General features: G+C 71.0%; 21 protein-coding genes. 9 read left to right on the plus strand and 12 right to left on the minus strand.

The genetic code is table 11. From position 1 onward, the window contains the following. Window positions 1-37: 37 nt before the first annotated feature. Entirely contained in the window at window positions 38-832 is a 795-nt protein-coding gene (locus ACIQPR_RS31745) for a methyltransferase domain-containing protein (protein WP_403655235.1), read from the plus strand. Window positions 833-920: 88 nt separating this feature from the next. Here the strand turns inward: ACIQPR_RS31745 and ACIQPR_RS31750 are convergent, their stop codons facing one another. From ACIQPR_RS31750 to ACIQPR_RS31775, 6 genes are all read right to left on the minus strand, one after another. Then, window positions 921-1862: a carbohydrate kinase family protein gene (locus tag ACIQPR_RS31750; RefSeq protein WP_403655237.1), complete on the minus strand. Its 942-nt coding sequence runs from the start codon at window positions 1860-1862 to the stop codon at window positions 921-923. Beyond that, a complete protein-coding gene (locus tag ACIQPR_RS31755; protein WP_403655239.1) occupies window positions 1859-2770 on the minus strand; it encodes a pseudouridine-5'-phosphate glycosidase in 912 nt (303 codons plus the stop codon). Before ACIQPR_RS31755 ends, ACIQPR_RS31750 begins: the two co-directional genes overlap by 4 nt. 138 nt (window positions 2771-2908) lie before the next feature. Further along, entirely contained in the window at window positions 2909-4141 is a 1233-nt protein-coding gene (gene fdhA, locus ACIQPR_RS31760) for a formaldehyde dehydrogenase, glutathione-independent (protein ID WP_403655241.1), read from the minus strand. Between the two features lie 70 nt (window positions 4142-4211). Continuing rightward, window positions 4212-5513, minus strand: coding sequence for an MFS transporter (locus ACIQPR_RS31765; protein ID WP_403655243.1), 1302 nt, complete (start codon window positions 5511-5513; stop codon window positions 4212-4214). 96 nt (window positions 5514-5609) lie between these two features. Further along, a complete protein-coding gene (locus tag ACIQPR_RS31770) occupies window positions 5610-6164 on the minus strand; it encodes a methylated-DNA--[protein]-cysteine S-methyltransferase (protein ID WP_403655245.1) in 555 nt (184 codons plus the stop codon). Between the two features lie 45 nt (window positions 6165-6209). After that, window positions 6210-7085: a glycerophosphodiester phosphodiesterase gene (locus tag ACIQPR_RS31775; protein ID WP_403655247.1), complete on the minus strand. Its 876-nt coding sequence runs from the start codon at window positions 7083-7085 to the stop codon at window positions 6210-6212. A 278-nt stretch (window positions 7086-7363) separates the two neighbouring features. On the opposite strand from ACIQPR_RS31775, the gene ACIQPR_RS31780 reads away from it, so the two are divergent. The 7 genes from ACIQPR_RS31780 (at window position 7364) to ACIQPR_RS31810 (ending at window position 16044) form a co-directional block, all read left to right on the plus strand. After that, a complete protein-coding gene (locus tag ACIQPR_RS31780; protein WP_403655249.1) occupies window positions 7364-8218 on the plus strand; it encodes an MHYT domain-containing protein in 855 nt (284 codons plus the stop codon). A 49-nt stretch (window positions 8219-8267) separates the two neighbouring features. Beyond that, complete coding sequence (uvrB, locus tag ACIQPR_RS31785; protein ID WP_403655251.1) at window positions 8268-10409, plus strand: excinuclease ABC subunit UvrB; 2142 nt, start codon at window positions 8268-8270, stop codon at window positions 10407-10409. A gap of 158 nt (window positions 10410-10567) precedes the next feature. Further along, window positions 10568-11146 (plus strand): TerD family protein, encoded by a 579-nt coding sequence (locus ACIQPR_RS31790; RefSeq protein WP_403655253.1) that lies wholly within the window; start codon window positions 10568-10570, stop codon window positions 11144-11146. A 50-nt stretch (window positions 11147-11196) separates the two neighbouring features. Then, window positions 11197-13200, plus strand: coding sequence for a TerD family protein (locus ACIQPR_RS31795; RefSeq protein ID WP_403655255.1), 2004 nt, complete (start codon window positions 11197-11199; stop codon window positions 13198-13200). A gap of 234 nt (window positions 13201-13434) precedes the next feature. Continuing rightward, complete coding sequence (locus ACIQPR_RS31800) at window positions 13435-14436, plus strand: TerC family protein (protein WP_403655257.1); 1002 nt, start codon at window positions 13435-13437, stop codon at window positions 14434-14436. Between the two features lie 128 nt (window positions 14437-14564). Continuing rightward, window positions 14565-14879, plus strand: a complete 315-nt coding sequence (locus tag ACIQPR_RS31805) for a hypothetical protein (protein WP_403655259.1) — start codon at window positions 14565-14567, stop codon at window positions 14877-14879. A 61-nt stretch (window positions 14880-14940) separates the two neighbouring features. After that, window positions 14941-16044, plus strand: a complete 1104-nt coding sequence (locus ACIQPR_RS31810; RefSeq protein ID WP_403655261.1) for a calcium:proton antiporter — start codon at window positions 14941-14943, stop codon at window positions 16042-16044. A 6-nt stretch (window positions 16045-16050) separates the two neighbouring features. On the opposite strand, the gene ACIQPR_RS31815 is transcribed toward ACIQPR_RS31810, so the two are convergent. Continuing rightward, window positions 16051-17322 (minus strand): MFS transporter, encoded by a 1272-nt coding sequence (locus tag ACIQPR_RS31815; protein WP_403655263.1) that lies wholly within the window; start codon window positions 17320-17322, stop codon window positions 16051-16053. Window positions 17323-17494: 172 nt separating this feature from the next. On the opposite strand from ACIQPR_RS31815, the gene aroQ reads away from it, so the two are divergent. Further along, on the plus strand, window positions 17495-17968 hold the full coding sequence (gene aroQ, locus ACIQPR_RS31820) for a type II 3-dehydroquinate dehydratase (RefSeq protein ID WP_403655265.1): 474 nt from the start codon (window positions 17495-17497) through the stop codon (window positions 17966-17968). A gap of 60 nt (window positions 17969-18028) precedes the next feature. Here aroQ and ACIQPR_RS31825 read toward each other — a convergent pair whose 3' ends face one another. The 5 genes from ACIQPR_RS31825 to ACIQPR_RS31845 all read right to left on the minus strand — a co-directional run bounded on the left by ACIQPR_RS31825 (window position 18029) and on the right by ACIQPR_RS31845 (window position 22337). Next, window positions 18029-18799, minus strand: coding sequence for an amino acid ABC transporter ATP-binding protein (locus tag ACIQPR_RS31825; RefSeq protein ID WP_403655267.1), 771 nt, complete (start codon window positions 18797-18799; stop codon window positions 18029-18031). After that, window positions 18796-19713 (minus strand): amino acid ABC transporter permease, encoded by a 918-nt coding sequence (locus ACIQPR_RS31830; RefSeq protein WP_403655269.1) that lies wholly within the window; start codon window positions 19711-19713, stop codon window positions 18796-18798. Before ACIQPR_RS31830 ends, ACIQPR_RS31825 begins: the two co-directional genes overlap by 4 nt. Then, the gene (locus ACIQPR_RS31835) at window positions 19710-20594 is read right to left on the minus strand and encodes an ABC transporter substrate-binding protein (protein WP_403655271.1); all 885 of its coding nucleotides are present in this window, start codon (window positions 20592-20594) and stop codon (window positions 19710-19712) included. The genes ACIQPR_RS31830 and ACIQPR_RS31835 overlap by 4 nt, the downstream gene beginning before the upstream one ends. A gap of 308 nt (window positions 20595-20902) precedes the next feature. Further along, window positions 20903-21559: an MBL fold metallo-hydrolase gene (locus ACIQPR_RS31840; RefSeq protein WP_403655273.1), complete on the minus strand. Its 657-nt coding sequence runs from the start codon at window positions 21557-21559 to the stop codon at window positions 20903-20905. A gap of 91 nt (window positions 21560-21650) precedes the next feature. Further along, window positions 21651-22337, minus strand: coding sequence for a maleylpyruvate isomerase family mycothiol-dependent enzyme (locus ACIQPR_RS31845; protein ID WP_403655274.1), 687 nt, complete (start codon window positions 22335-22337; stop codon window positions 21651-21653). Window positions 22338-22532 lie beyond the last annotated feature (195 nt).

The following is a 22532-nucleotide window of genomic DNA, read 5'->3' on the forward strand; positions in this document are numbered from 1 at the left end:
CCCTGTCGACAAGCGGGGCAACTGGGATGATCGCGGCATGACGCGATCCGACGGGTATCTCCTCGACAACCGGCAGTCCGAGGCGGGGCAGCGCTTCGACGCCTTCGCCACGCTCTTCGACCCCACGACGTTCCGGCACCTGGAGGGGTTCGGCGTAGGACCCGGCTGGCGGGTCTGGGAGGTCGGGGTCGGCGGCACCTCGGTGGTGTCCTGGCTGGCCAAGAAGGTCGGCCCGACCGGGAAGGTCCTCGCGACCGACATCGACACCTCCCAGGTCGCCTCGGCCGCCCGCCCGCCGATCGAGGTACGCGTCCACGACGTCGGCGCCGAGGAACCGCCGGGGGAGGGCTTCGACCTCGTGCACGCCCGCCTGGTCCTGGTCCATGTCCCGGACCGGGAACGGGCGTTGCGCTCGATGATCAAGTCCCTGCGCCCCGGCGGACGCCTCCTGATCGAGGACGCCGACCCCGCCCTCCAGCCCCTGCTCTGCCCCGACGAACACGGCCCCGAGCAGCAACTGGCGAACCGTCTCCGCAACGGCTTCCGCGCCCTCCTCGCCGACCGCGGCGCCGACCTCTCCTACGGCCGCAGACTCCCGCGTCTGCTCCGCGAGGCCGGACTGCGCCGGGTGGAGGCCGACGCGTACTTCCCGGTCACCTCACCGGCCTGCGCCGCCCTGGAGTCCGCGACGGTCCGCCAGATCCGCGACCAGCTTGTCGCCGCCGGCCTCGCCACGGACGAGGACATCGACCGCCATCTGGCCAACGTCGCCTCCGGCACGATGGACCTGGCCACGGCACCGATGATCTCGGCCTGGGGCCGGAAGGCGTAGGCGCCGGGCGGGAGTCGGACGCAGGAGTCGGATGTGGGGGGCCGGATGTGGTGCCGGACGCGGGGGCCGCGGGTGGCGGGTCGCTTCGTCACTCCCGACCGGGCGGTCGTCCCCCCGACTCCCGAGCGGGCGGTCGTCCTCCCACCCGTTCCACCGCTCGCGCCCCCGCCCGGCACCCTTCCCGCGCCGCCTTCTCGGGATCGGCGCCCGCCAGGAGCGTCGCGAGGAACGCCCCCGTGAACGCGTCGCCCGCGCCCGTGGTGTCCCGGGGTGTCGCGGGCTCGGCCGGCACGCGCGCGTGGACCGTGCCGGAGTGGGCGAGGAGGGCGCCCTCGGCGCCCTGCTTGGTGACGACCAGGGGGACATGGCGGCTCAACTTGGCCGCCGCGTCCGCCGGTTCGGGCAACCCGGTGAGCAGACACGCCTCGTCACGGCTGGGCAGCAGCACGTCCACCCCCTCGACGAGCGCCAGGAAACGGTCCACCCCCAGCTCCACCAGGAACCCCGCCGACGCCGGATCCAGACTCACCGGCACCCCACGCGCGCGTGCCGACGCCAGCGCCGCGGCCACGAACGCCCGGCTCGGCTCCGAGAACAGCAGATAGCCCGACAGGTGCAGCCGTCCGACGCCGTCCAGCAGCGCGTCCGACCAGTCCTCGGGGCCGAGCCGCAGCGCCGCGCCGCTGTCCGTGAGGAACGTCCGCTCGGCCGACGCCCCCGTGTCGACCAGGCAGATCACCGTCCCGGTCGCCGCCTCCGGGTCGACCACCAGACGGGGCCGCACCCCGGAGGCGACCAGCTCCCGTTCGTGCCACGCGGCGGCGTCCGCACCCACGCGGCCGAGCAGCCGTACCTCCGCACAGCCCCAATGGGCCGCCCAGCACGCCACGTTGGCACCCGCGCCGCCCGGCACGGTCCGGATCGCGGCGGCCGTGTCGGTGCCCGCGGCGAGCGGACCCCGGTGCCGGGCCACGATGTCCGTGACGACGTCCCCGACGACCAGGAGCGCGCCGTGCGGCCCGGTGATCACGCCTCCTCGGCCCAGGCCGCCGCGATCCGCCCCGCCAGCCGTACGTTGCCGCGCACGGCCGCCAGGTTGGCGCTCAGCGAGGCACCGGCGGTGTGCTCCACGAGATAGCCGAGCAGGAACGGGGTGACCGCCTGGCCGGTGACGCCCTCCGCCTCGCACGCGTGCAGCGCGTCCGCGAGTACGCGCGCGTGCAGCTCGGGGTCCAACTGCTCGTCCTGGGGCACCGGGTTGGCGACGATCAGCGTCGACTCCGGGCCGTCGAGCGCGTCCTGCGCCCGCATGACGGCCGCCACCTGCTCGGGGGTCTCCAGCGTCCAGTCCACCGGGTACCCGGAGTCGGAGAGGTAGAAGCCGGGGAAGCGGTCCGTGCCGTAGCCGGCGACCGCCACGCCCAGCGTCTCCAGCCGCTGCAAGGTCGCCGGCACGTCCAGGATCGACTTCACGCCCGCGCACACCACGGTGATCCTGGTGGACGCCAGCAGTCCCAGGTCGGCGGACTCGTCCTGCGTCACCGTCCACTCCCGGTGCACCCCGCCGAGGCCCCCCGTCGCGAACACGCGCACGCCCGCCCGGGCCGCCAGCAGCGCCGTCGCCGACACGGTGGTCGCCCCGCTGGCCCCCGCCGCCACCGCGAGCGGCATATCGCGGTGGCCGAGCTTGCGGATCCCGTCCTCGTTGGCGACCCGCTCCAACTGCTCCTTGTCCAGGCCGACATGGGGCCGCCCGTCCAGCACTGCGATCGTCGCGGGGACGGCGCCCTCCTGCCGTACGGCCGCCTCCAGTTCCAGCGCCACCTGGAGATTGCGCGGGCGCGGCAGCCCGTGCGCGATGATCGTCGACTCCAGGGCCACCACGGGTCGACGCGCGTCGATCGCCTCGCGTACTTCCTCGGACACCACCAGCACCACGCGCCTCCTGTCGTTCGGTCTTCCCTCATCCCTGGCGGGCTCGGTGCCCGGTCAAACCCTCGCGGGCTGTGGGGGACATCATCACCTCCGGCATGGAAAACGGGGGCCACGCGTGCGTGACCCCCGCGTTCCCCGGCGTCAGACCGGGCTGACACCCGCCAGCGTCCCGTGCGGATCGAGCACGTACTTGCGGCTGGCGCCCTGGTCGAACTCGGCGTAGCCGCGCGGTGCGTCCTCCAGCGCGATCGGGGTCGCGTTGACCGCCTTGGCGATGTGCACGCGCCCGTGCAGGATCGCCATCATCAGACTCCGGTGGTACGTCATCACCGGGCACTGGCCGGTCGTGAACCGGTGGCTCTTGGCCCACCCGAGGCCGAGCCGCACCTTCAGGGTGCCGCTCTTCGCGTCCTCGTCGATCCCACCGGGGTCGGCGGTCACGTACAGCCCGGGGATGCCCAGCGCACCACCCGCGCGCGTGAGGCCCATCAGCGAGTTGAGGACGGTCGCCGGCGCCTCCGGGGCGTCCGGGCCGTGCGCCCGCGCCTCGAAGCCGACCGCGTCGACCGCCGCGTCCACCTCCGGCTCGCCGACGATCTCGGCGATCTGCTCACCGATGTCGCCGCGCGAGACATCGACGGTCTCGCAGCCGAAACTCCGCGCCTGGGCCAGGCGTTCGGCGTTGAGGTCGCCGACGATGACGACCGCGGCGCCCAGGAGCTGCGCCGACGCCGCTGCCGCCAGACCGACCGGACCCGCCCCGGCGACGTACACCGTGGACCCGACCCCGGCGCCCGCGGTGACCGCGCCGTGGAATCCGGTCGGGAAGATGTCGGAGAGCATGGTCAGATCCAGCAGCTTCTCGCGTGCCTCGTCCCGGTCGGGGAACCTCAGCAGGTTGAAGTCCGCGTACGGGACCATGGCGTACTCGGCCTGACCGCCGACCCAGCCGCCCATGTCGACATAGCCGTAGGCCGCCCCCGGGCGGGCCGGGTTGACGTTCAGGCAGATGCCGGTCTTGCGTTCCTTGCAGTTGCGGCACCGCCCGCAGGCGATGTTGAACGGTACGGAGACGATGTCGCCCACGTCTACGAACTCGACGTCCGGACCCCGTTCGACGACCTCTCCGGTGATCTCGTGTCCGAGGACCAGCCCCTCGGGCGCGGTCGTCCGACCGCGCACCATGTGCTGGTCGCTGCCACAGATGTTGCTGGCGAGCACCTTCAGGATCACCCCGTGCCGGACCTTCCGGCCGATGTTGGCGGGGGCGACTCCCGGCCCGTCCCGCAGTTCCAGTGTCGGGTGGTCGATGGTCCTGACCTCGACCGCTCCCGGTTTGAGATACGCGACTGCCCTGTTTCCGCTTCCACTCATGCGTGATCGCCGTCCCTTCGGCTCCGATCCCCCGGATGCCAGTGGCTGTGCGCGCGCATGGCGGAGTCTGCTACCGGCCGGGCCTCCCGGCCACCCTTCGCGGGGCATCGGAAACCGGGCTTTTCCGGGAGCGGGTGAACAGCGCCAGCGCGGCCAGGGGTATCAGCAGGCAGGCGGCGGCGAGGTTCAGCCAGCCGTAGCTCGCCTCCGCGACCACCAGCCCGGCCACCGCCCCGCCGATGCCCGCCGAGGCGTTCATGGTGAGGTCGGACAGGCCCTGCGCGGCGGCGCGCGCGGACTGCGGCACCGAGTCGGTGAGCAGCGCCGAGCCGGAGACGAGCCCCGCCGACCAGCCCAGCCCCAGCACGAACAGCCCCAGCGCGATCCGGCCGTGACTCCCGCCCGCCGTACCGGCGAGGAACGCGGCACAGGCCAGCAGCCCCACGGCGAGACCTATTCCCGACAGCCGCCCCACCCGGTCGGACAGCCTGCCCATCAGTGGCGAGAACGCGTACATCCCCGCGATGTGCCCGCTGATCACCAGCCCCACCAGATCGATGCCCGCCCCGTGATGCCCCAGTTCGACCGGGGTCATCGCCATCACCGACACCATCGCGGTGTGTGTCACGGCCACCGTCACCAACGCGAGCCGGGCCCGGGGCGAGGCCGCCACCGCGGCGAACCCCGCCCGCAGCGACCGCGCGGCCGGCGACCGGTCCTCGTCCGGCGCGAGCGCCCGGGCCGTCAACAACGGGTCGGGCCGCAGCAGTACGGCGACCACGACGGCCGAGACCAGGAAGATCCCGCCGGCCCACAGGAAGGGTCCCGCCGCCTCGGGTATCCCGAGCCCGGAGACGCTACGGCCCGCGGGCGCCGCGATGTTGGGTCCGAGGACCGCCCCTATGGTCGTCGCCCACACGACACGGGAGATGGCCCGCGCCCGCTGCTCCGGCTCGGCCAGATCCGCGGCGGCGAACCGGGACTGCAGATTCGCCGAGGAGGCCGCCCCGAAGCCGGCCATCCCGCACAGCAGCAGCGGAAAGCTCCCGATGCTCGCCGCGAGCACCACGACACCGGCTCCCAGCGCCCCGACCAGATAGCCGAGGACCAGCCCGGGACGCCGGCCGCGCGCCGTCATCAGCGCGGCGAGCGGCATCGACAGCAGCGCGGTGCCGGTGACGGTCGCCGTGGGCGCCAGCCCGGACAGCGACTCCGTCCCGCTGATCCGCTTGGCCAGTACGGCGGCCAGCGCGATTCCGGTCGCGACACCGAGCCCGCCCAGGATCTGGGTCGCGATCAGCACCGCGGACACCCGGCGCCGCAGCGCGGGCAGCTGCTCGGCCGTGAGGGCCCGCTCCTCGACGGCTGTCACCGCGCGCACCCGGTATCGCCGTGGTCGCACGCGAGCGTGCAGCCGATCTTCACCAGCACGATCTCTCCCCCCGTGGTCCCCTGCCTGCCCGAGCCCTCAGAACAACGGCTCGGGCAGCACCCCCTCCAGCGCCAGCAGCTTCCTCTTCGTCTCCAGGCCACCCCCGAACCCGCCGATGCCGCCGTCGCTCTCGACGACCCGATGGCACGGCACGACGACCGGCAGCGGGTTGGAACCCATCGCCACCCCCACCGCCTGGGCCGCGCGCGGCTGACCGACCCGCCCGGCCAGGTCGCCGTAGCCGACGACTGAGCCGTACGGGACGCCGGCCGCCAGCTCGCGCAGCACCTGCCGGTTGAAGCCGGAGATCAGGGACCAGTCGAGCGGCAGGTCGAAGTCGCGCCGCGTGCCGGCGAAGTAGGCCTCGAACTGGCGTATCGCCTCGGCCAGCAAGGGGGAGTCGGGTGCCTCGACCGGGTCGGTGCCCAGCCGGGACGCCAGCCGGTCCAGCGACCTCTCGCGGACCGCGTCCGTGGCGTGGAAGACGACGTTGACCAGGCCGTCCGGTGTCGCGGCCAGCAGCAGCGGACCGATGTCGGTGCCGACGACGCTCCACACGACCCGCTGCTCGTTCTGCCCATGGCTGTCCATGCGCCCACCGTACGACCCGGCACTGACAACGCCCCGCGAGCGGGCTCAGAACCCGTGCAGCGCGGACCGCACCACGTCCGGCTTGTTGGTGATCAGGCCGTCCACGCCGTACCCGGCGACCTTCCACGCCGTGGGCGCGTCGTCGACGGTCCAGGCGTACACCTCCATCGGACTGCCGTGCGGGCCCGTCAGCCCGTGCACCGCGGAGACGTAACTCGCGGAGATCGAGCCGTACGACGGGTTGATCAGATCGGTGTAGGCGGCGTACTCGTGCAGGGCGGACAGATGAGGTGTGCCGAGGAAGGCCGTCCTGATGCCCGGGGCGAGGTCGTGCACGATCCGGATGCTGGCCGCGCTGAAGCTCTGCACGATCAGCCGGCCGTCGACATGGGACTCGTCGAGCCATCCCTCGTTGCCCAGGACCTTGAGCGTCTGCTGCTCGATGCCGGGGTACAGCTCCGGGTTCTTGATCTCCAGGAGCAGGCTCTGGTCGTTGTGCTCCACCTCGCGCATGTACTGCGTGAGCGTCGGCACGCGCGTGCCGGTGTACGCGGGGCCGAACCAACTGCCCGCGTCGAGCCGGGCGATCTCGGCGGCGGTGAAGTCCTTCACCTTCCAGGGGGCCCGGTCGGGGAACACCTTCGCGACGTCGGTGGTGCGCTGGAGACTGTCGTCGTGGATGACGACGAGCTCGCCGTCCTTGGTGCGCTGGACGTCGTTCTCCACCCACTGGAAACCGAGCCGGGCCGCCTTGTCGATGGAGGCCAGGGTGTTCTCGGGGGCGTAGGCGGACGCGCCGCGATGGGCGACCACGGTGGGCCACTCGGCGCCGTCACCGGCCCTGGCCTGGGGGGAGGGGAGCAGGAGGGCCACGGCCCCCAGGAGTGCGGTGGTCGAGGCGGCGACTGCGCGCAGGTGCATGCGTACTCCTCGCGTCGAGCGATCACATACAGCTCAAGAGTGACGGCGGTACGTCACTACCCTTGGGGTACAGGATGGACACAGAATGAATGGAGTTGCCCAAGTCCGCTCACCGGTGCCGCACAAGTGGGGCAGGGCCGTGTTTCTTTGCCGGAAAATCGTTCGACCATTCCGGTGGGGGTCATACTCTCTGCGTCGACCCTGACCGTTCCCGCGGTCCTGGGGCTGGGCGGGTTACACGAGTTCCGGGACGGAACAGGGCGGAAGGGTTACTGCGCATGCGGGGCACGGTCGACGGATTCAGCTACGGACTCGTCACACCGCTGGTGGCCTATCTCATGGCCTGCCTCGGCGGTGCGCTCGGCCTGCGCTGCACCGCCAGATCGATGCTCGTGGCCCAGTCCTGGCGCCCCGGCTGGCTCGCCCTGGGATCCGCCGCGATCGGTTCCGGCATATGGACGATGCACTTCGTCGCGATGATGGGTTTCTCGGTCCGCCAGACACCGGTCCACTACGACAAGCCGATGACCTTCGCGAGCCTCGCCGTCGCCATCGTCATGGTCGGCGTCGGGATCTTCATCGTCGGCTACCGGGGAGCCAGCGGGACCGCCCTGTTCACCGGCGGCACCCTCACCGGCCTGGGCATCGCCTCGATGCACTACCTGGGCATGGCCAGCATGCGCCTCAACGGAAAGCTCGAATACAACACCTTCACCGTGGCCGTCTCCGTGGTCATCGCGGTCGTCGCCGCGATCAGCGCCCTGTGGGCGGCCGGACAGGTCCGCGGCTTCCTGTGGAGCGTGGGCGCGAGTCTCGTCATGGGGCTCGCCGTCACCGGCATGCACTACACCGGCATGGCCGCCCTCACCGTCCACGTCCACGGCACGGCCGCGACCACCGACGGCGTCTCCGCCGCCTCACTGCTGGCGCCCATGATGATCGGCCCCCTCGCCTTCCTCCTCCTGGCCGGCGTCGTCGTGATGTTCGACCCCCTGATGGTCATGGGCAGGCCCGCCCGGCTCCCCGTCGAGCACAAGCCCGGCGTCCCGGCCGGCGCCCTCGTCCCGCACCCCCGGCGCGCCCCGGCCCGCACCGACCGCGACCTCGCCCACCGCCGCTCCAGCACCCCGTAGAACCGCTGATCCGACCCGGTTGTCAGTGGCGGGTCGTACGGTTGGTTCCATGCGGCCCGTTTCCCACATCGAACGCACGGTGGCGCCTTTCGAGGTCGTCAGTTCCTACCAGCCCAGCGGCGACCAGCCGGCGGCCATCGCCGAGCTGGCCCGGCGCGTCGAGGCGGGTGAGAAGGACGTCGTCCTGCTCGGCGCGACCGGCACCGGCAAGTCCGCCACCACCGCGTGGATGATCGAGAAGCTCCAGCGCCCCACCCTGGTGATGGCGCCGAACAAGACCCTGGCCGCCCAGCTGGCCAACGAGTTCCGCGAACTCCTGCCGAACAACGCGGTCGAGTACTTCGTCTCGTACTACGACTACTACCAGCCCGAGGCCTACGTCCCGCAGTCGGACACCTACATCGAGAAGGACTCCTCGGTCAACGAGGAGGTCGAGCGCCTGCGCCACTCCGCGACCAACTCGCTGCTCACCCGCCGCGACGTCATCGTGGTCGCCTCCGTCTCCTGCATCTACGGCCTCGGTACTCCGCAGGAGTACGTGGACCGCATGGTCCCCCTCAAGGTCGGCGACGAGATCGACCGCGACCAGCTGCTGCGCCGCTTCGTGGACATCCAGTACACGCGCAACGACCTGGCCTTCACCCGGGGCACCTTCCGCGTCCGCGGCGACACCATCGAGATCTTCCCGGTCTACGAGGAACTCGCCGTCCGCATCGAGATGTTCGGCGACGAGATCGAGGCCCTCTCCACCCTCCACCCGCTCACCGGCGAGATCATCAGCGAGGACGAGCATCTCTACGTGTTCCCGGCCTCCCACTACATCGCGGGCCCCGAGCGCATGGAGCGCGCGGTCAACGACATCGAGAAGGAACTCGCCGAGCGGCTGGCCGAGATGGAGAAGCAGGGCAAGCTCCTGGAGGCCCAGCGGCTGCGCATGCGCACCACCTACGACCTGGAGATGCTCCGCCAGATCGGCTCCTGCTCCGGCGTCGAGAACTACTCGATGCACTTCGACGGCCGCGAGCCCGGCTCCGCGCCGAACACCCTGATCGACTACTTCCCCGAGGACTTCCTGCTCGTCATCGACGAGTCGCACAACACGGTCCCGCAGATCGGCGCGATGTACGAGGGCGACGCCTCCCGCAAGCGAACCCTCGTCGACCACGGCTTCCGGCTGCCCTCCGCCCTGGACAACCGCCCCCTGAAATGGGAGGAGTTCCAGAAGCGCATCGGACAGACGGTCTACCTCTCGGCGACCCCGGGCAAGTACGAGCTCTCGCGCGCGGACGGCACCGTCGAGCAGATCATCCGCCCCACCGGCCTCATCGACCCCGAGGTCGTGGTCAAGCCCACCGAGGGCCAGATCGACGACCTGGTGCACGAGATCCGCAAGCGCACCGAGAAGGACGAGCGCGTCCTGGTCACCACCCTGACCAAGAAGATGGCCGAGGACCTCACCGACTACTTCCTCGAACTCGGCATCCAGGTCCGCTACCTGCACAGCGACGTCGACACCCTGCGCCGTGTCGAGCTGCTGCGCGAACTGCGCTCCGGCGAGTTCGACGTCCTGGTCGGCATCAACCTCCTCCGAGAGGGCCTCGACCTGCCGGAGGTCTCCCTGGTGGCCATCCTGGACGCCGACAAGGAGGGCTTCCTGCGCTCCGGGACCTCTCTGATCCAGACCATCGGCCGCGCGGCGCGCAATGTCTCCGGCCAGGTCCACATGTACGCCGACAAGATCACCCCGGCGATGGAGAGGGCCATCGAGGAGACCAACCGCCGCCGGGAGAAGCAGGTCGCGTACAACACGGCCAACGGCATCGACCCCCAGCCGCTCCGCAAGAAGATCAACGACATCGTCGCGCAGATCGCCCGCGAGGACGTCGACACGGAGCAGCTGCTCGGCTCCGGCTACCGCAAGGCGGCCAAGGACGGCAAGGGCGCCAAGGCCCCCGTGCCCGCGCTCGGCGGCAAGGCCGCGAAGGCCGCCAAGTCCGCCAAGGGCAAGGCGAAGGACGGGACGCCGACCGACCGTCCCGCGGCCGAACTCGCCGAGCAGATCGAGGACATGACCCAGCGGATGCGCGCCGCCGCCGCCGACCTGCAGTTCGAGGTCGCGGCCCGGCTGCGCGACGAGGTGCACGAGATGAAGAAGGAGCTGCGCCAGATGAAGGAGGCGGGCATCGCCTGACCTCCTCGGGGGAGTGCCGGACCTCGGGATATGCGCTCTGTGTTGCAAGACCGACACAAAGTCCGATGCGGGGTTCGGCACTGTCAGTGGCGCTGCGTAGGGTTCTGGGCAGCCGGGGATTCCGCGGCAACAGGGGACAGTTCGAGAGGGGAACAGCCGTGACCGTCAACATGACCAAGGGTCAGGCCATCAGTCTGCAGAAGAACGACGGGTCGGGCCTGACCGCGGTGCGCATGGGTCTCGGCTGGCAGGCGGCTCCCCGGCGCGGCCTGTTCGGCTCACGCACCCGGGAGATCGACCTCGACGCGTCCGCCGTGCTGTTCGCGGACAAGCAGCCGGTCGACGTGGTGTTCTTCCGCCACCTGGTGAGCGACGACGGCTCCGTCCGGCACACCGGCGACAACCTCGTCGGGGGCGTCGGCCAGGGCGGGGACGACGAGGCCATCCTCGTGGACCTCGCGCGCGTGCCGGTCCACATCGACCAGATCGTCTTCACCGTGAACTCCTTCACGGGCCAGACCTTCCAGGAGGTGCAGAACGCGTTCTGCCGCCTGGTCGACGAGACCAACGGCCAGGAGCTGGCCCGCTACACCCTCGCGGGCGGCGGCCAGTACACGGCCCAGATCATGGCGAAGGTGCACCGCGCCGGCTCCGGCTGGACCCTGACGGCCCTCGGCACACCGACCAACGGCCGCACCTTCCAGGACCTGATGCCGGCGATCCTGCCGCACCTGTAGGGCGGCTCGGCGCACGCGAGACGACACGGCTGAGCAGGGGGACGAGAGCGATGGCGGCCGAGCTGGTGCGGGGGCAGAACCACCCGCTCTCCCGGACACGTCTGGAGATCCGGGTCGCGGTCGGCAAGCCGGTCGTGGCCGCCGCTACGCTCGGCGACGAGCGGGGCAGGATCCACGGCGTGGAGTGGGTGGCCCATCCGGGCACACCCACGCTGCCCGGTCTGGAGGTCTCCAAGCAGGCCGCCGCCGACCACCGCCTCGCCGTGGATCTCGACGCCATGCCGGAGGCCGTGCACCGCGTCAGCGTGCTGCTGGCGCTGCCCCTCGGCGCCGACGGCCCCACCCGTTTCGGGGCCGTCGCCGCACCTTTCGTCGCGGTCACCGGCCTGGACGGGACCGAGGTCGCCAGCTACACGATCACCGGCCTGGACGCCGAATCGGCCGTCGTGGCCCTGGAGTTGTACCGCAGACAGGGTGCCTGGAAAGTGCGCGCGGTCGGCCAGGGCTACGCGGGCGGCCTCGCCGAACTCCTCACCGACCAGGGCCTGTCCCAGGCCGCCCACCTCGCGGGCGGCATCAACGAAGCGGTGGCCCAGGGCCTGGCCCGCTCCGTTGCCTCGCCCCCGCCACGCACCGCGGACGGCGACCGCACCCGCCAGACGGCCACACCGGGCACCGGCCCCGAGGGCGGCGGCGCTACGACACCCGGTGCCGCCGGCGCCGTGGCACCACAGCCGTCGACCTCTCCCTACGGGGCGCACGGCGCTGGGGCGCCGCCGTCCGGATATCCCGCGGACCCGGCCCCCGCTCAGCCGACCACGCCCGGCACCGGTGGTCCGGTCGACTACAGCCACCCGCGTCGGCAGACCGGGGCGCCGCCGTCGCCCGCGCCGACCGCGCCCCCGGCTCCGCCCGGACAGGCCGCGCGGCCCGTCGCCGGTGACGCGACCGGGTGGTCGATGGAGGAGCGGCTCTACAACCAGGTGTGGGGCATGTTCGAGGACCTGGCCCGCACCATGGCCGCGTACCGGAGCGCGGTCGACTTCGCCGACTCGCGCATGGAGAAGGAACTCGACCAGGCGCTGTCCGACCCGCGCAGCCGGATCGGGGGTCAGGGCGACGCGGCCCGTGAGGCGGCCCAGGCCAAGCACGCCCAGCTCGTCGACCAGGCGCGGGCGGCCCTCGACCGGGACCTCGCCCAGCTGGCCGCCGAGTCCGAGGTGGTCGAACCCGCGCTGCCACCGGCCTTCGCCGGCTGGGACAACCCCGTCTGGCACGGCTACCGCGTCCCGATGGAGATTCCCATGGCCCTGCGCCTGGGCGACCTCCATCTCCCGGAGAGCCCCGAGCTGCGGATCCCGATGCTGGTCCGGCTGCCGTTGGAGCGCGGTCTGTGGATCGACAGCGGGGGCGGGGAGTCGCTCGACGGCTCGTTCGCCGACCCGCACGAGCTGCGGCGCCTCGCGCTGGACACGGCCGTGGCGCACGCGGCCCGGCTGCTGGCGGTCTACCCGGTGGGCGAGTTCGCCGTGCACGTCATCGACCCGGCCGGTTCGGCGGCGCAGGCACTGGTCCCGCTGGTGCACACGGGCGTGCTCGCGGCGCCGCCCGCCGTGGGGGCGGCCGGGGTCGCGGACGTGCTGGCCCGGCTCACCCAGCGGGTGGACCTGGTGCAGATGGCGGTGCGCGGCGGGGCCGCCGACTCGCTGCCGCCCGGCCTGGACACGGCCGAACAGCTGCTGATCGTCAACGACTTCCCGCACGGCTTCGACGACCGTGCCGTGACCCAGCTGCGCTATCTCGCGGACGAGGGCCCGGCCGTCGGCGTCCATCTGATGATGGTCGCGGACCGTGCGGACGCGGCGGGCTACGGCCCGTTGCTCGACCCGCTCTGGCGTTCGCTGATGCGACTCACCCCGCTGCCGGACGACCATCTCGCCGACCCGTGGGTGGGGCATGCCTGGACGTACGAGCCCTCGCTCGTGCCGCCCGGCAGCCAGGTGCTCCAGCGGGTGCTGGGCGAGGTCGCGACTGCTCGCACCAAGTACAGGTAAAGAGCTCTGACCTGGCTTTTTGTCTTTCTTTTGCCAATTCCTTTACCTTTCCTTGGTGATTGGGGTAGTCTTCTCCGTACGGAGGGGAGTACTCCCTATCTGCTGCGGCGTACCCGTCAATACGGATCAGGCCAGATCCCGGGGCGTCGGCCCTGGACGCCCGTCCAAGGTGGAAGAGACCTCCGGTAGCGACGACGCTGACCATTTGCCGTTAATACCGCCGGAGGAGCAGTAGTGGATGTTTCCGTGACCCTGTGGGTCCTGACCATCGTGGGGCTGGCCGCCCTCATCGCGGTCGACTTCTTCATCGGCCGCAAGCCGCATGACGTGTCGATCAAGGAAGCCGGAATCTGGACCGTCGTCTGGATCGCCCTCGCCGGACTCTTCGGAGTCGGCCTGCTCATCTTCGGAGGCGGCCAGGCCGGCGGAGAGTTCTTCGCCGGATTCATCACCGAGAAGTCGCTGAGCGTCGACAACCTCTTCGTCTTCGTCCTGATCATGGCGAAGTTCGCCGTGCCCTCGCAGTACCAACAGCGAGTGCTGCTCATCGGCGTCCTCATAGCCCTGGTCCTGCGGGCCGTCTTCATCGCGGCGGGCGCCGCCGTCCTCGCCAACTTCGCGTGGGTCTTCTACATCTTCGGCGCCTTCCTCATCTGGACCGCCTGGAAGCTCATCCAGGAGGCCCGCGGCGACGACGAGGACGAGGAGTTCGAGGAGAACAAGCTGCTCAAGGCCGCCGAGCGCCGCTTCGGCGTGGCCGACCGGTACCACGGCACCAAGCTGTGGATCCAGGAGAACGGCAAGCGGGTCATGACCCCGATGCTGGTCGTGATGCTCGCCATCGGCACGACGGACGTGCTGTTCGCCCTCGACTCCATCCCCGCGATCTTCGGCCTGACGCAGGACCCGTACATCGTGTTCACGGCCAACGCGTTCGCCCTGATGGGCCTGAGGCAGCTGTACTTCCTCATCGGCGGCCTGCTCAAGAAGCTGGTCCACCTCAGCTACGGCCTGTCGGTCATCCTCGGCTTCATCGGCGTCAAGCTGGTGCTGCACGCCCTGCACGAGTCCGGGGTCCATGTCCCGGAGATCTCTATACCGGTCTCCCTCGGCGTGATCTGCGGGGTCCTGATCGTCACCACGATCACCAGCCTGATGGCCAACAAGAAGCAGGCGGCGGCCGAAGCGGCGAAGGAGGGGACCGAAGGCGCTCCGAAGGACAGCATCGACGCCTGACCACGCCTGACGTAGGAACAACGACCACCGGGAGCACCGCACGATGAATTGCCGACCACCGCTCCCGGTGCTTCGTTGGATACCGAGCGCCCCCGCCCCGGGGGTGGCACGGCCGGGCGGAGGCAGCCATGGACACCTCGATGAAGTTCGTGCAGATCGTCGACTTCGAGACCGACCGCTTCGACGAGATGCGGGCGGTGGCCGAGGAGGCGGACAAGAGCTTCGCGGGCCGGGCCGGCGGACCGACACACCGTCTCGTCCTGCGGGACCGGAGCAATCCGGGCCATGTCCTCGTCGTGGTCGAGTTCGACTCCTACGAGGACGCCATGCGCAACAGCCAGGACCCCGAGACGGGCGAAATGGCCGCGCGGATGGCCGCGTTGTGCACCAGGCCGCCGATGTTCACCGACTGCGACGTCCTGGACATGACCGAGTTCAAGTAGCGCTCGACGGGCTCTGCGGTGCCGGAGTGCGGGGCCCGTACGCCTCTGCGAGGATCGCTTCATGATCACTCGGCTCAGGTCGCTCACCACCCGGTGGACGACCCTCGTACCGGTGCTCGCGGCCGTCCTGCTGGTCCTCACCTGGGGGCGCAAGGACCTGCCCGGCGTGGTCGTCGCCCTGGTCACCCTGGTCCTCGCCGGGGCCGTCCTGGCCGCGGTGCATCACGCCGAGGTGATCGCCCACCGCGTGGGCGAACCCTTCGGCTCCCTGGTCCTCGCCGTCGCCGTCACGATCATCGAGGTCGCCCTGATCGTCACCCTGATGGCCGACGGCGGCGACAAGAGCTCGACGCTCGCCAGAGACACCGTCTTCGCGGCCGTCATGATCACCTGCAACGGCATCGTCGGCCTGTGTCTCATCGTCGCCTCGCTGCGGCACGGCACGGCGGTCTTCAACCCCGAGGGCACCGGCGCCGCCCTCGCCACCGTGGCGACCCTGGCCACGCTCAGCCTGGTCCTGCCCACCTTCACCACCAGCAAGCCGGGCCCGGAGTTCTCCGCCACCCAGCTCACCTTCGCCGCACTGTCCTCACTCGCCCTCTACGGCCTCTTCGTGGCCACGCAGACCGTGCGGCACCGCGACTACTTCCTGCCGATCTCCCGGCAGGGCGAGGTCATCACCAAGGACCACCACGCGGACGCGCCGCCCGCCCGCACCGCCCTGATCAGCCTGGGCCTGCTCGGTCTCGCCCTGATCGGTGTCGTGGGGCTGGCCAAGGGCGTGTCGCCGACCATCGAGTCCGGCGTCGAGGCCGCCGGGCTGCACCATGCCGTCGTCGGCGTGATCATCGCGCTGCTCGTCCTGCTCCCCGAGACCATCGCCGCCCTGCGCTCCGCCCGCCGCGACCGCGTACAGACCAGCCTCAACCTCGCGCTCGGCTCGGCCATGGCCAGCATCGGCCTCACCATCCCCGCCGTCGCCCTGGCGTCCATCTGGCTCTCCGGACCCCTCGTCCTCGGCCTCGGCTCCACACACATGGTGCTGCTCGCCCTGACCGTCGTGGTCAGCTCGCTGACGGTGGTGCCGGGACGGGCGACACCCCTCCAGGGCGGGGTCCATCTGGTGCTGTTCGCGGCGTACTTGGAGCTGGCGATCAATCCGTAGCCGCGATCATCCGGTGGCCGGCTCGGGGAGTGCCACCGGTACCGGCCGTGTCTCCGGCAGCAGCGCGAAGCAGCCCAGGCTGAACAGCGCGACCCCCGTCAGATAGGCGCCCACACCCCAGGGCACGCGCCCGCCGTGCTCGGCGAGCGCCGTCGCCACGATCGGGGTGAGCGCGCCGCCGAGCACCCCGCCGAGGTTGTAGCCGACGGCGGCGCCCGTGCAGCGCACCCGCGGCTCGTACAGCTCCGGCAGATACGCGCCGAGCACCGCGAACATCGTCACGAACGCGAGCAGCGCCCCCAGAAAGCCGAGGAACATCAGCAGCGGTGCCCCCGTGGCGAGCAGCGCGACCATCGGGAACATCCACAGCGCGGCGGCCGTGCACCCCAGCAGACACAGCGGGCGACGACCGTAGCGGTCGCTCAGCAGCGCCACCAGCGGGGTCAGCGAGCCCTTCACCACCACGGCGGCCATGATGCACGCCAGCATCTCGGTACGGCCCACCCCGAGCCGCTCGGTGCCGTAGGCGAGGGACCAGGTCGTCACCGCGTAGAACACCGCGTATCCCACCGACAGCGCCCCGGCGGTCAGCAGGACCAGCCGCCAGTGGTCGCGCACGACCTCGGCGAGCGGCACGCGCGCGTGGTCGTCGAGGTCGAGGAACCGGGGGCTTTCCACCAGCGACGAACGCAGCCACAGCCCGCCCAGGGCCAGCGCACCCGCCACCCAGAACGGCACCCGCCAGCCCCACCGCGCGAACTGCGCGTCGGTCAGGGCCGCCGACAGCGCCAGCATCACGCCGTTGGCGAGCAGGAAGCCCACCGCAGGCCCGATCTGCGGAAAGCTCGACCACAGTCCGCGCCGCCCGGCGGGCGCGTGCTCCGCGGTCAGCAGCACCGCCCCGCCCCACTCCCCGCCGAGCCCCAGCCCCTGGAGAAAACGCAGCACCAGAAGGAGCACGGGAGCGGCCACCCCGATCGAGCCGTACGACGGGACGCAGCCGACCGCGACCGTCGAGGCACCGGTCAGCAGCAGCGAGGCGACGAGGACCGGCCGCCGCCCGCGCCGGTCCCCGAAGTGCCCGAACAGGACCGCGCCCAGCGGCCGTGCCACGAAGCCCACACCGAACGTCCCGAAGGCGGCCAGTGTCCCCGCGACCGGCGAGAACGTCGGGAAGAACAGCGGCCCGAGAACCAGGGCCGCCGCCGTGCCGTAGACGAAGAAGTCGTAGAACTCGATGGCGGTTCCGGCGAGGGAGGCGGCGGCGAGCCGCAGCATGGACGGGGGGCTTACGGTGCGTGCATCGTGCATGCCGCGTCAACTACCCACAGTGAGCAACGGTTACGGGGGCGCACGGTGGTGCGGGGACGGCGTGATAGACCGGGTCCGAGCAGCGGTCGTCAACCGGCGGCCCCTCTCGAACGACATGTCCGAACGGACCGGAGGAACCGTGCCCCGCACCCTGGCCAACGCCCCGATCATGATCCTCAACGGCCCCAACCTGAACACCCTCGGCCAGCGCCAACCGGAGATCTACGGTTCCGACACGCTCGCCGACGTCGAGGCGCTGTGCGTCAAGGCGGCGGCCGGGCACGGCGGCACGGTGGACTTCCGGCAGTCCAACCACGAGGGCGAGCTGGTCGACTGGATCCACGAGGCGCGGCTCAACCACTGCGGCATCGTGATCAATCCGGGGGCGTACTCGCACACGTCCATCGCGATCCTGGACGCCCTCAACACCTGCGACGGGCTGCCGGTGCTGGAGGTCCACATCTCCAACATCCACCGGCGCGAGTCGTTCCGGCACCACTCCTACGTCTCGCTGCGCGCCGACGGTGTGATCGCGGGGTGCGGAGTGCAGGGGTACGTGTTCGGTGTGGAGCGGGTCGCCGCGCTGGCGGGGGCGGGCCAGGCCGATGCGTGAGGCGTAAGCACCGGCCTCCAGGCGGACGCCCCTTACAGACCACCCGTCACAGACCAGCCGTTACAGTCGGCCCGCCTCCACGATCCGTCGCAGGAAGCGCCGGGTGCGCTCCTGCTGCGGGTCGTTGAAGATCTGCTGCGCGGTGCCGCGCTCCAGGACGACCCCGCCGTCCAGGAAGCACACCTGGTCGGCGACGTCCCGGGCGAAGCCCATCTCGTGCGTGGCCAGCACCATGGTCATGCCCTCGTCCTTCAAGTCCCGGACCACGGCGAGCACTTCGCCGACCAGCTCGGGGTCGAGCGCGGCGGTGATCTCGTCGAAGAGCAGCAGCCGGGGCCGTACGGCCAGGGCGCGCACGATCGCCACCCGCTGCTGCTGACCGCCGCTCAGCCGGTCCGGGTAGGCGCCCGCCTTGTCCCCGAGCCCGAGCCGCTCCAGCAGCTCGCGCGCGTGCGCCTCGGCCTCCGCGCGGGAGCTGCCGTGCACCCGGCGCGGGGCGAGGGTGATGTTCTCCAGGACCGTCATGTGCGGGAACAGGTTGTACGCCTGGAACACCACGCCGATACGGCGCCGTATCGCGTCCTGGTCGACGCGCGGATCGGTGATCTCCTCGCCGTCGAGCCAGATCGCGCCGTCGTCGATGTCCTCCAGGAGGTTCGCGCACCGCAGCAGCGTGGACTTGCCGGAGCCGGACGCCCCGATCAGCGCGGTCACGGTGTGCTGAGGCACCTCCAGGTCGACGTCCCGCAGGACGACGGACGTACCGAAGGTCTTGCGGACGGACTCCATGCGCAGCACGGGAGTGGCGGCGGAGGTGTCGTCGGTGCTCATGTCGTGCCTCCCTGGGCGCGCTGCCGGTCCATCCTGGCCGTCACCCAGTCCGTGAAGCGGGTCATCGGGATGGTCAGCGCCACGAAGACGATGCCCGCGACGATGTACGGCGTGTAGTTGAGGGCGCGCTGCGCGATGATGTCGGACGCCCGCACGGCGTCGATCGCGCCGCCGATCGACACGAGACCGGTGTCCTTCTGGAGGGACACCAGATCGTTCAACAAGGGGGGCACCTGTCGGCGTACGGCCTGGGGGAGCACCACGTGCCGCAGCGCCTGCCGGTTGGTCAGGCCGAGGGAACGGGCCGCCGCGCGCTGCGAGGGGTGCACGGACTCGATGCCCGCGCGGAACACCTCGGCGACGTACGCCGAGTACGTCAGCGTCAGCGCCGTACCGCCCAGCCACACGGGGTCGACGGTGACGCCCTGGAGGCGCAGCGCGGGCACTCCGAAGACCACGATCATCAGGTTGATGATGAGCGGCAGCCCGCGGAAGAAGTCCGTGTAGGCCGCCGCGAGCACGCGCAGCGGGAAGAACACCGGTCCGCGCAGGGTGCGCGCGATGGCGATCAGCATCCCCAGGACCAGCACCAGGGCACCGCAGATCAGCAGCAGCCGGATGTTCAGCCACAGTCCTTCGAGGACCTTGGGGAACGCCTCGCGCGCGTAGTGCCCGTCGAAGAACGTCTCCTTGGTGCGCTCCCAGCCCGGCGCGCTGACCACGACCAGGTACAGCACGACGGCCGTGACCAGCGTCGACACCGCGGCGAGCGCGGTCGCGCGACGGGCCCGCGCGCGTTTGTGGTGCTCGCGCTCCAGCCGCCGCTGCGAGGGGACGTACGTGTCGCCCCCGCCGGGCATGTCGCCGTTGTCGTCGGCGCCCTCCCGGCCCGACTCGTCCTTCACCACGGTCACTTGAGGACCGGGGCGTCGACGGCGTCGGACAGCCACTGCTTCTCCAGGGCGGCCAGCGTGCCGTCCTTGCGGAGGGCGTCCACGGCCGACGTCACGCACGAGGTGAGGTCGCTGCCCTTGTCGAGGACGAGCCCGAACTGCTCGGGCGTGCCGCCCTGGTTCTCGAACTGGCCGACGATCTTGGCGTTCGTCACCTCGGCCGAGGTGATGTAGAACGCGGTCGGCAGGTCGACGACGATCGCGTCGACCTGGCCGTTCTTGAGCGCGGAGACGGCCTGGTCGTTCTTGGAGAACGCGGCCTCCTGCTGCGTCGGCTTCACCACGTCGCTGATGTAGTTCAGGCTCGTGGTGCCGACCTGGGCGCCCAGCTTGAGGCCCTTGAGGCCCGCGATGGTCGTCGCCTTCGCGGCCTTGCTGCCCTTGAGCGCGATGACGGCCTGACGGACGTCGTAGTAGCCGGACGAGAAGTCGACGGCCTTCTTGCGCTCGGCGCTGATCGACACCTGGTTGATGTCGAAGTCGAAGGTCTTCACACCGGGCGCGAAGGCCTTGTTGAAGGGGACGCTCTGCCAGACGACGGCGCTCTTGTCGTAGCCGAGCTGCTTCGCCACGGCGTAGGCGACCGCCGACTCGAAGCCCTTGCCGTTGGCCGGCTTGTCGTCCTCGAACCAGGGCTCGTACGCCGGTTCGTCGGTCGCGATGGTCAGCTTGCCGGAGGTCTGGGTGGCCAGCTTGCCCTTGGCACAGGTGGTCCCGGCCGACGCGGAGGCCTGGTCGGAGGCCTTGTCCTCCGGTTGCGGAGCACAGCCGACGGCGGTGGCGAGGAGGGCTACGGTGACGGCGGCTATCGCGCGACTCGGTACGCGAGGGGCAAGGTGCATGGCGGGAGAGTGACAGCCAAACGTCCTGTTTGTCGAGGTCACAGCGCTCAATGTCCGCATATTGGGAACGGGTGTTGCGTTCTCGTGAACGGCTCCGGCGCGATCCCGCCCGCGACGCGCCGGCCGGGGCCGCCGGTCGAGGGCGGGGAACGATGGACCGGCGGCCCATCCGCGCAGGAGCCGTCATCCTGAGCGGGGCTGTTTCCAGTTGACCGCGCAACCATGTGTGCCGGGAGCGCGCGTACGACACCGGCGTGTGCGAAGGATTCACACGGGGCGCGCGGGCACCGCCGCACGCGCCCCACGGTTCACCACCCGCGCGCGTGCCACTCCGGCAGGTGCGGGCGTTCCGCGCCCAGCGTCGTGTCGTTGCCGTGTCCCGGGTAGACCCATGTCTCGTCCGGGAGCGTGCCGAAGATCTTCGTCTCGACGTCGTGGATCAGGCTGGCGAAGGCCTCGGGGTCCTTCCAGGTGTTGCCCACCCCACCGGGGAACAGGCAGTCCCCGGTGAACACGTGGGGGTGCCCGTGCGGGTCGTCGTAGACGAGCGCGATCGAGCCCGGTGTGTGGCCCACCAGGTGGCGCGCGGTGAGCTCCACCCGTCCCACCCGGATCGTGTCGCCGTCGTCGACCAGGACGTCCGTCGGCACCGGGATGCCCTCGGCGTCCTCGCGGCCCGCGTACGTACGCGGGCCCGTGGCCGTCACGACCTCGGCGAGCGCCTGCCAGTGGTCGCCGTGCCGGTGGGTGGTGACGACGGACGCGACGCCGTCGTCACCGATCGTGCCGAGCAGGGTCTCCGCGTCGTTGGCCGCGTCGATCAGCAACTGCTCGCCCGTGGCCCGGCAGCGCAGCAGATAGGCGTTGTTGTTCATGGGCCCGACCGCGATCTTGGTGATCATCAGGTCCGTGAGCTCATGCACGTCCGCCGGACCGCCGACCGTCACCTCTCCGCTGTACGTCATGCCGGTCAGCCTAATCCGTTTCCGAGGGGCGTTCCGAAGTGGCCGGTGTTTCCCGGACGTTCCGCCACTGCGTGGAGACCGGCCCGGAGGCCTACAGCGGGGGAAGCGCCGGCAGGGCGCCGCCGTCGACCGTCAGGCCGGACCCGTTACGACGTCCGCAGAGCCAGCCGAGCAGCTCCTCCGGGCTGCCGGTGACCGTGACGTCGGGCTTCTCGGCGGCCCGGCCCGTGCTCCACGCGCGCGTGCCGTCCGACAGGTGCGTCGACGGCACGTCGGGGTGCCCGGTGAACCGCTCGGCGAGGAAGCCGATCTCCCGCCGGGTGAACTCCTCGGGCAGGTCCTCCAGTTCGTACCCGATCCCCAGGTCCACGTGGTGCAGCTCGACCTCGCTCCACCGCCGGAACGGCACGCGCGACGCGGTGTCGGTGACCCCGTTGCGCAGCTCCACGGTCCGCGACCAGTCCGCGGGGACGGCGCCCGCCGCCTGGAAGCGGGCCGAGCTGTCGCGCACGTCGGCGAGCTGGACGTCGAGGGGGCGCGGGGCGTCGCGCTCGATGTCGGCGTCGCGGACGCCCGCCGTCGGATACATGAGGCGGCCCTCCAGGACGTTCACGAGGGCGTCCGCGTTGCGGGCGACATGGGCGAGGACGTGATTGCGGCTCCAGCCGGGGAGCCGTGACGGCTCGGCCGCCGAGGCGTTGTCCAGTGCGGCGGCTGCGGTGAGCAGCCGTTCGGTCGCGTCACGTACAGAGGCCAGGTCATGAGCGTGATCAATCATGCTGCTGACCCTAGCCCCGCCACACCTTTGGGTGAAGGTGGTGAAGCAGTGCCGTAAATCGAATGCACGTGCTATATCGTCGGGTGTGGCGTCGGGCATGCTGGAAGGCCGGAGGTTGTTATGCCTCGGCCGGGATTCCGACCGGCGTTGTCAGTGGCTCCCCCTAGTCTGGGAACGACGGGGGCCCCGCCCCTG

The organism is Streptomyces sp. NPDC091280 (assembly GCF_044768565.1).
Taxonomy (GTDB): Bacteria; Actinomycetota; Actinomycetes; order Streptomycetales; family Streptomycetaceae; genus Streptomyces.

Coding starts and splice junctions, on each gene's coding strand:
- ACIQPR_RS31745 (WP_403655235.1), top strand. CDS start 38: ATGACGCGATCCGACGGGTATCTCCTCGACAACCGGCAGTCCGAGGCG.
- fdhA (WP_403655241.1), bottom strand. CDS start 4,141: ATGAGTGGAAGCGGAAACAGGGCAGTCGCGTATCTCAAACCGGGAGCG.
- ACIQPR_RS31770 (WP_403655245.1), bottom strand. CDS start 6,164: ATGGACAGCCATGGGCAGAACGAGCAGCGGGTCGTGTGGAGCGTCGTC.
- ACIQPR_RS31775 (WP_403655247.1), bottom strand. CDS start 7,085: ATGCACCTGCGCGCAGTCGCCGCCTCGACCACCGCACTCCTGGGGGCC.
- ACIQPR_RS31780 (WP_403655249.1), top strand. CDS start 7,364: ATGCGGGGCACGGTCGACGGATTCAGCTACGGACTCGTCACACCGCTG.
- uvrB (WP_403655251.1), top strand. CDS start 8,268: ATGCGGCCCGTTTCCCACATCGAACGCACGGTGGCGCCTTTCGAGGTC.
- ACIQPR_RS31795 (WP_403655255.1), top strand. CDS start 11,197: ATGGCGGCCGAGCTGGTGCGGGGGCAGAACCACCCGCTCTCCCGGACA.
- ACIQPR_RS31805 (WP_403655259.1), top strand. CDS start 14,565: ATGGACACCTCGATGAAGTTCGTGCAGATCGTCGACTTCGAGACCGAC.
- ACIQPR_RS31810 (WP_403655261.1), top strand. CDS start 14,941: ATGATCACTCGGCTCAGGTCGCTCACCACCCGGTGGACGACCCTCGTA.
- ACIQPR_RS31815 (WP_403655263.1), bottom strand. CDS start 17,322: ATGCTGCGGCTCGCCGCCGCCTCCCTCGCCGGAACCGCCATCGAGTTC.
- ACIQPR_RS31825 (WP_403655267.1), bottom strand. CDS start 18,799: ATGAGCACCGACGACACCTCCGCCGCCACTCCCGTGCTGCGCATGGAG.
- ACIQPR_RS31835 (WP_403655271.1), bottom strand. CDS start 20,594: ATGCACCTTGCCCCTCGCGTACCGAGTCGCGCGATAGCCGCCGTCACC.
- ACIQPR_RS31840 (WP_403655273.1), bottom strand. CDS start 21,559: ATGACGTACAGCGGAGAGGTGACGGTCGGCGGTCCGGCGGACGTGCAT.
- ACIQPR_RS31845 (WP_403655274.1), bottom strand. CDS start 22,337: ATGATTGATCACGCTCATGACCTGGCCTCTGTACGTGACGCGACCGAA.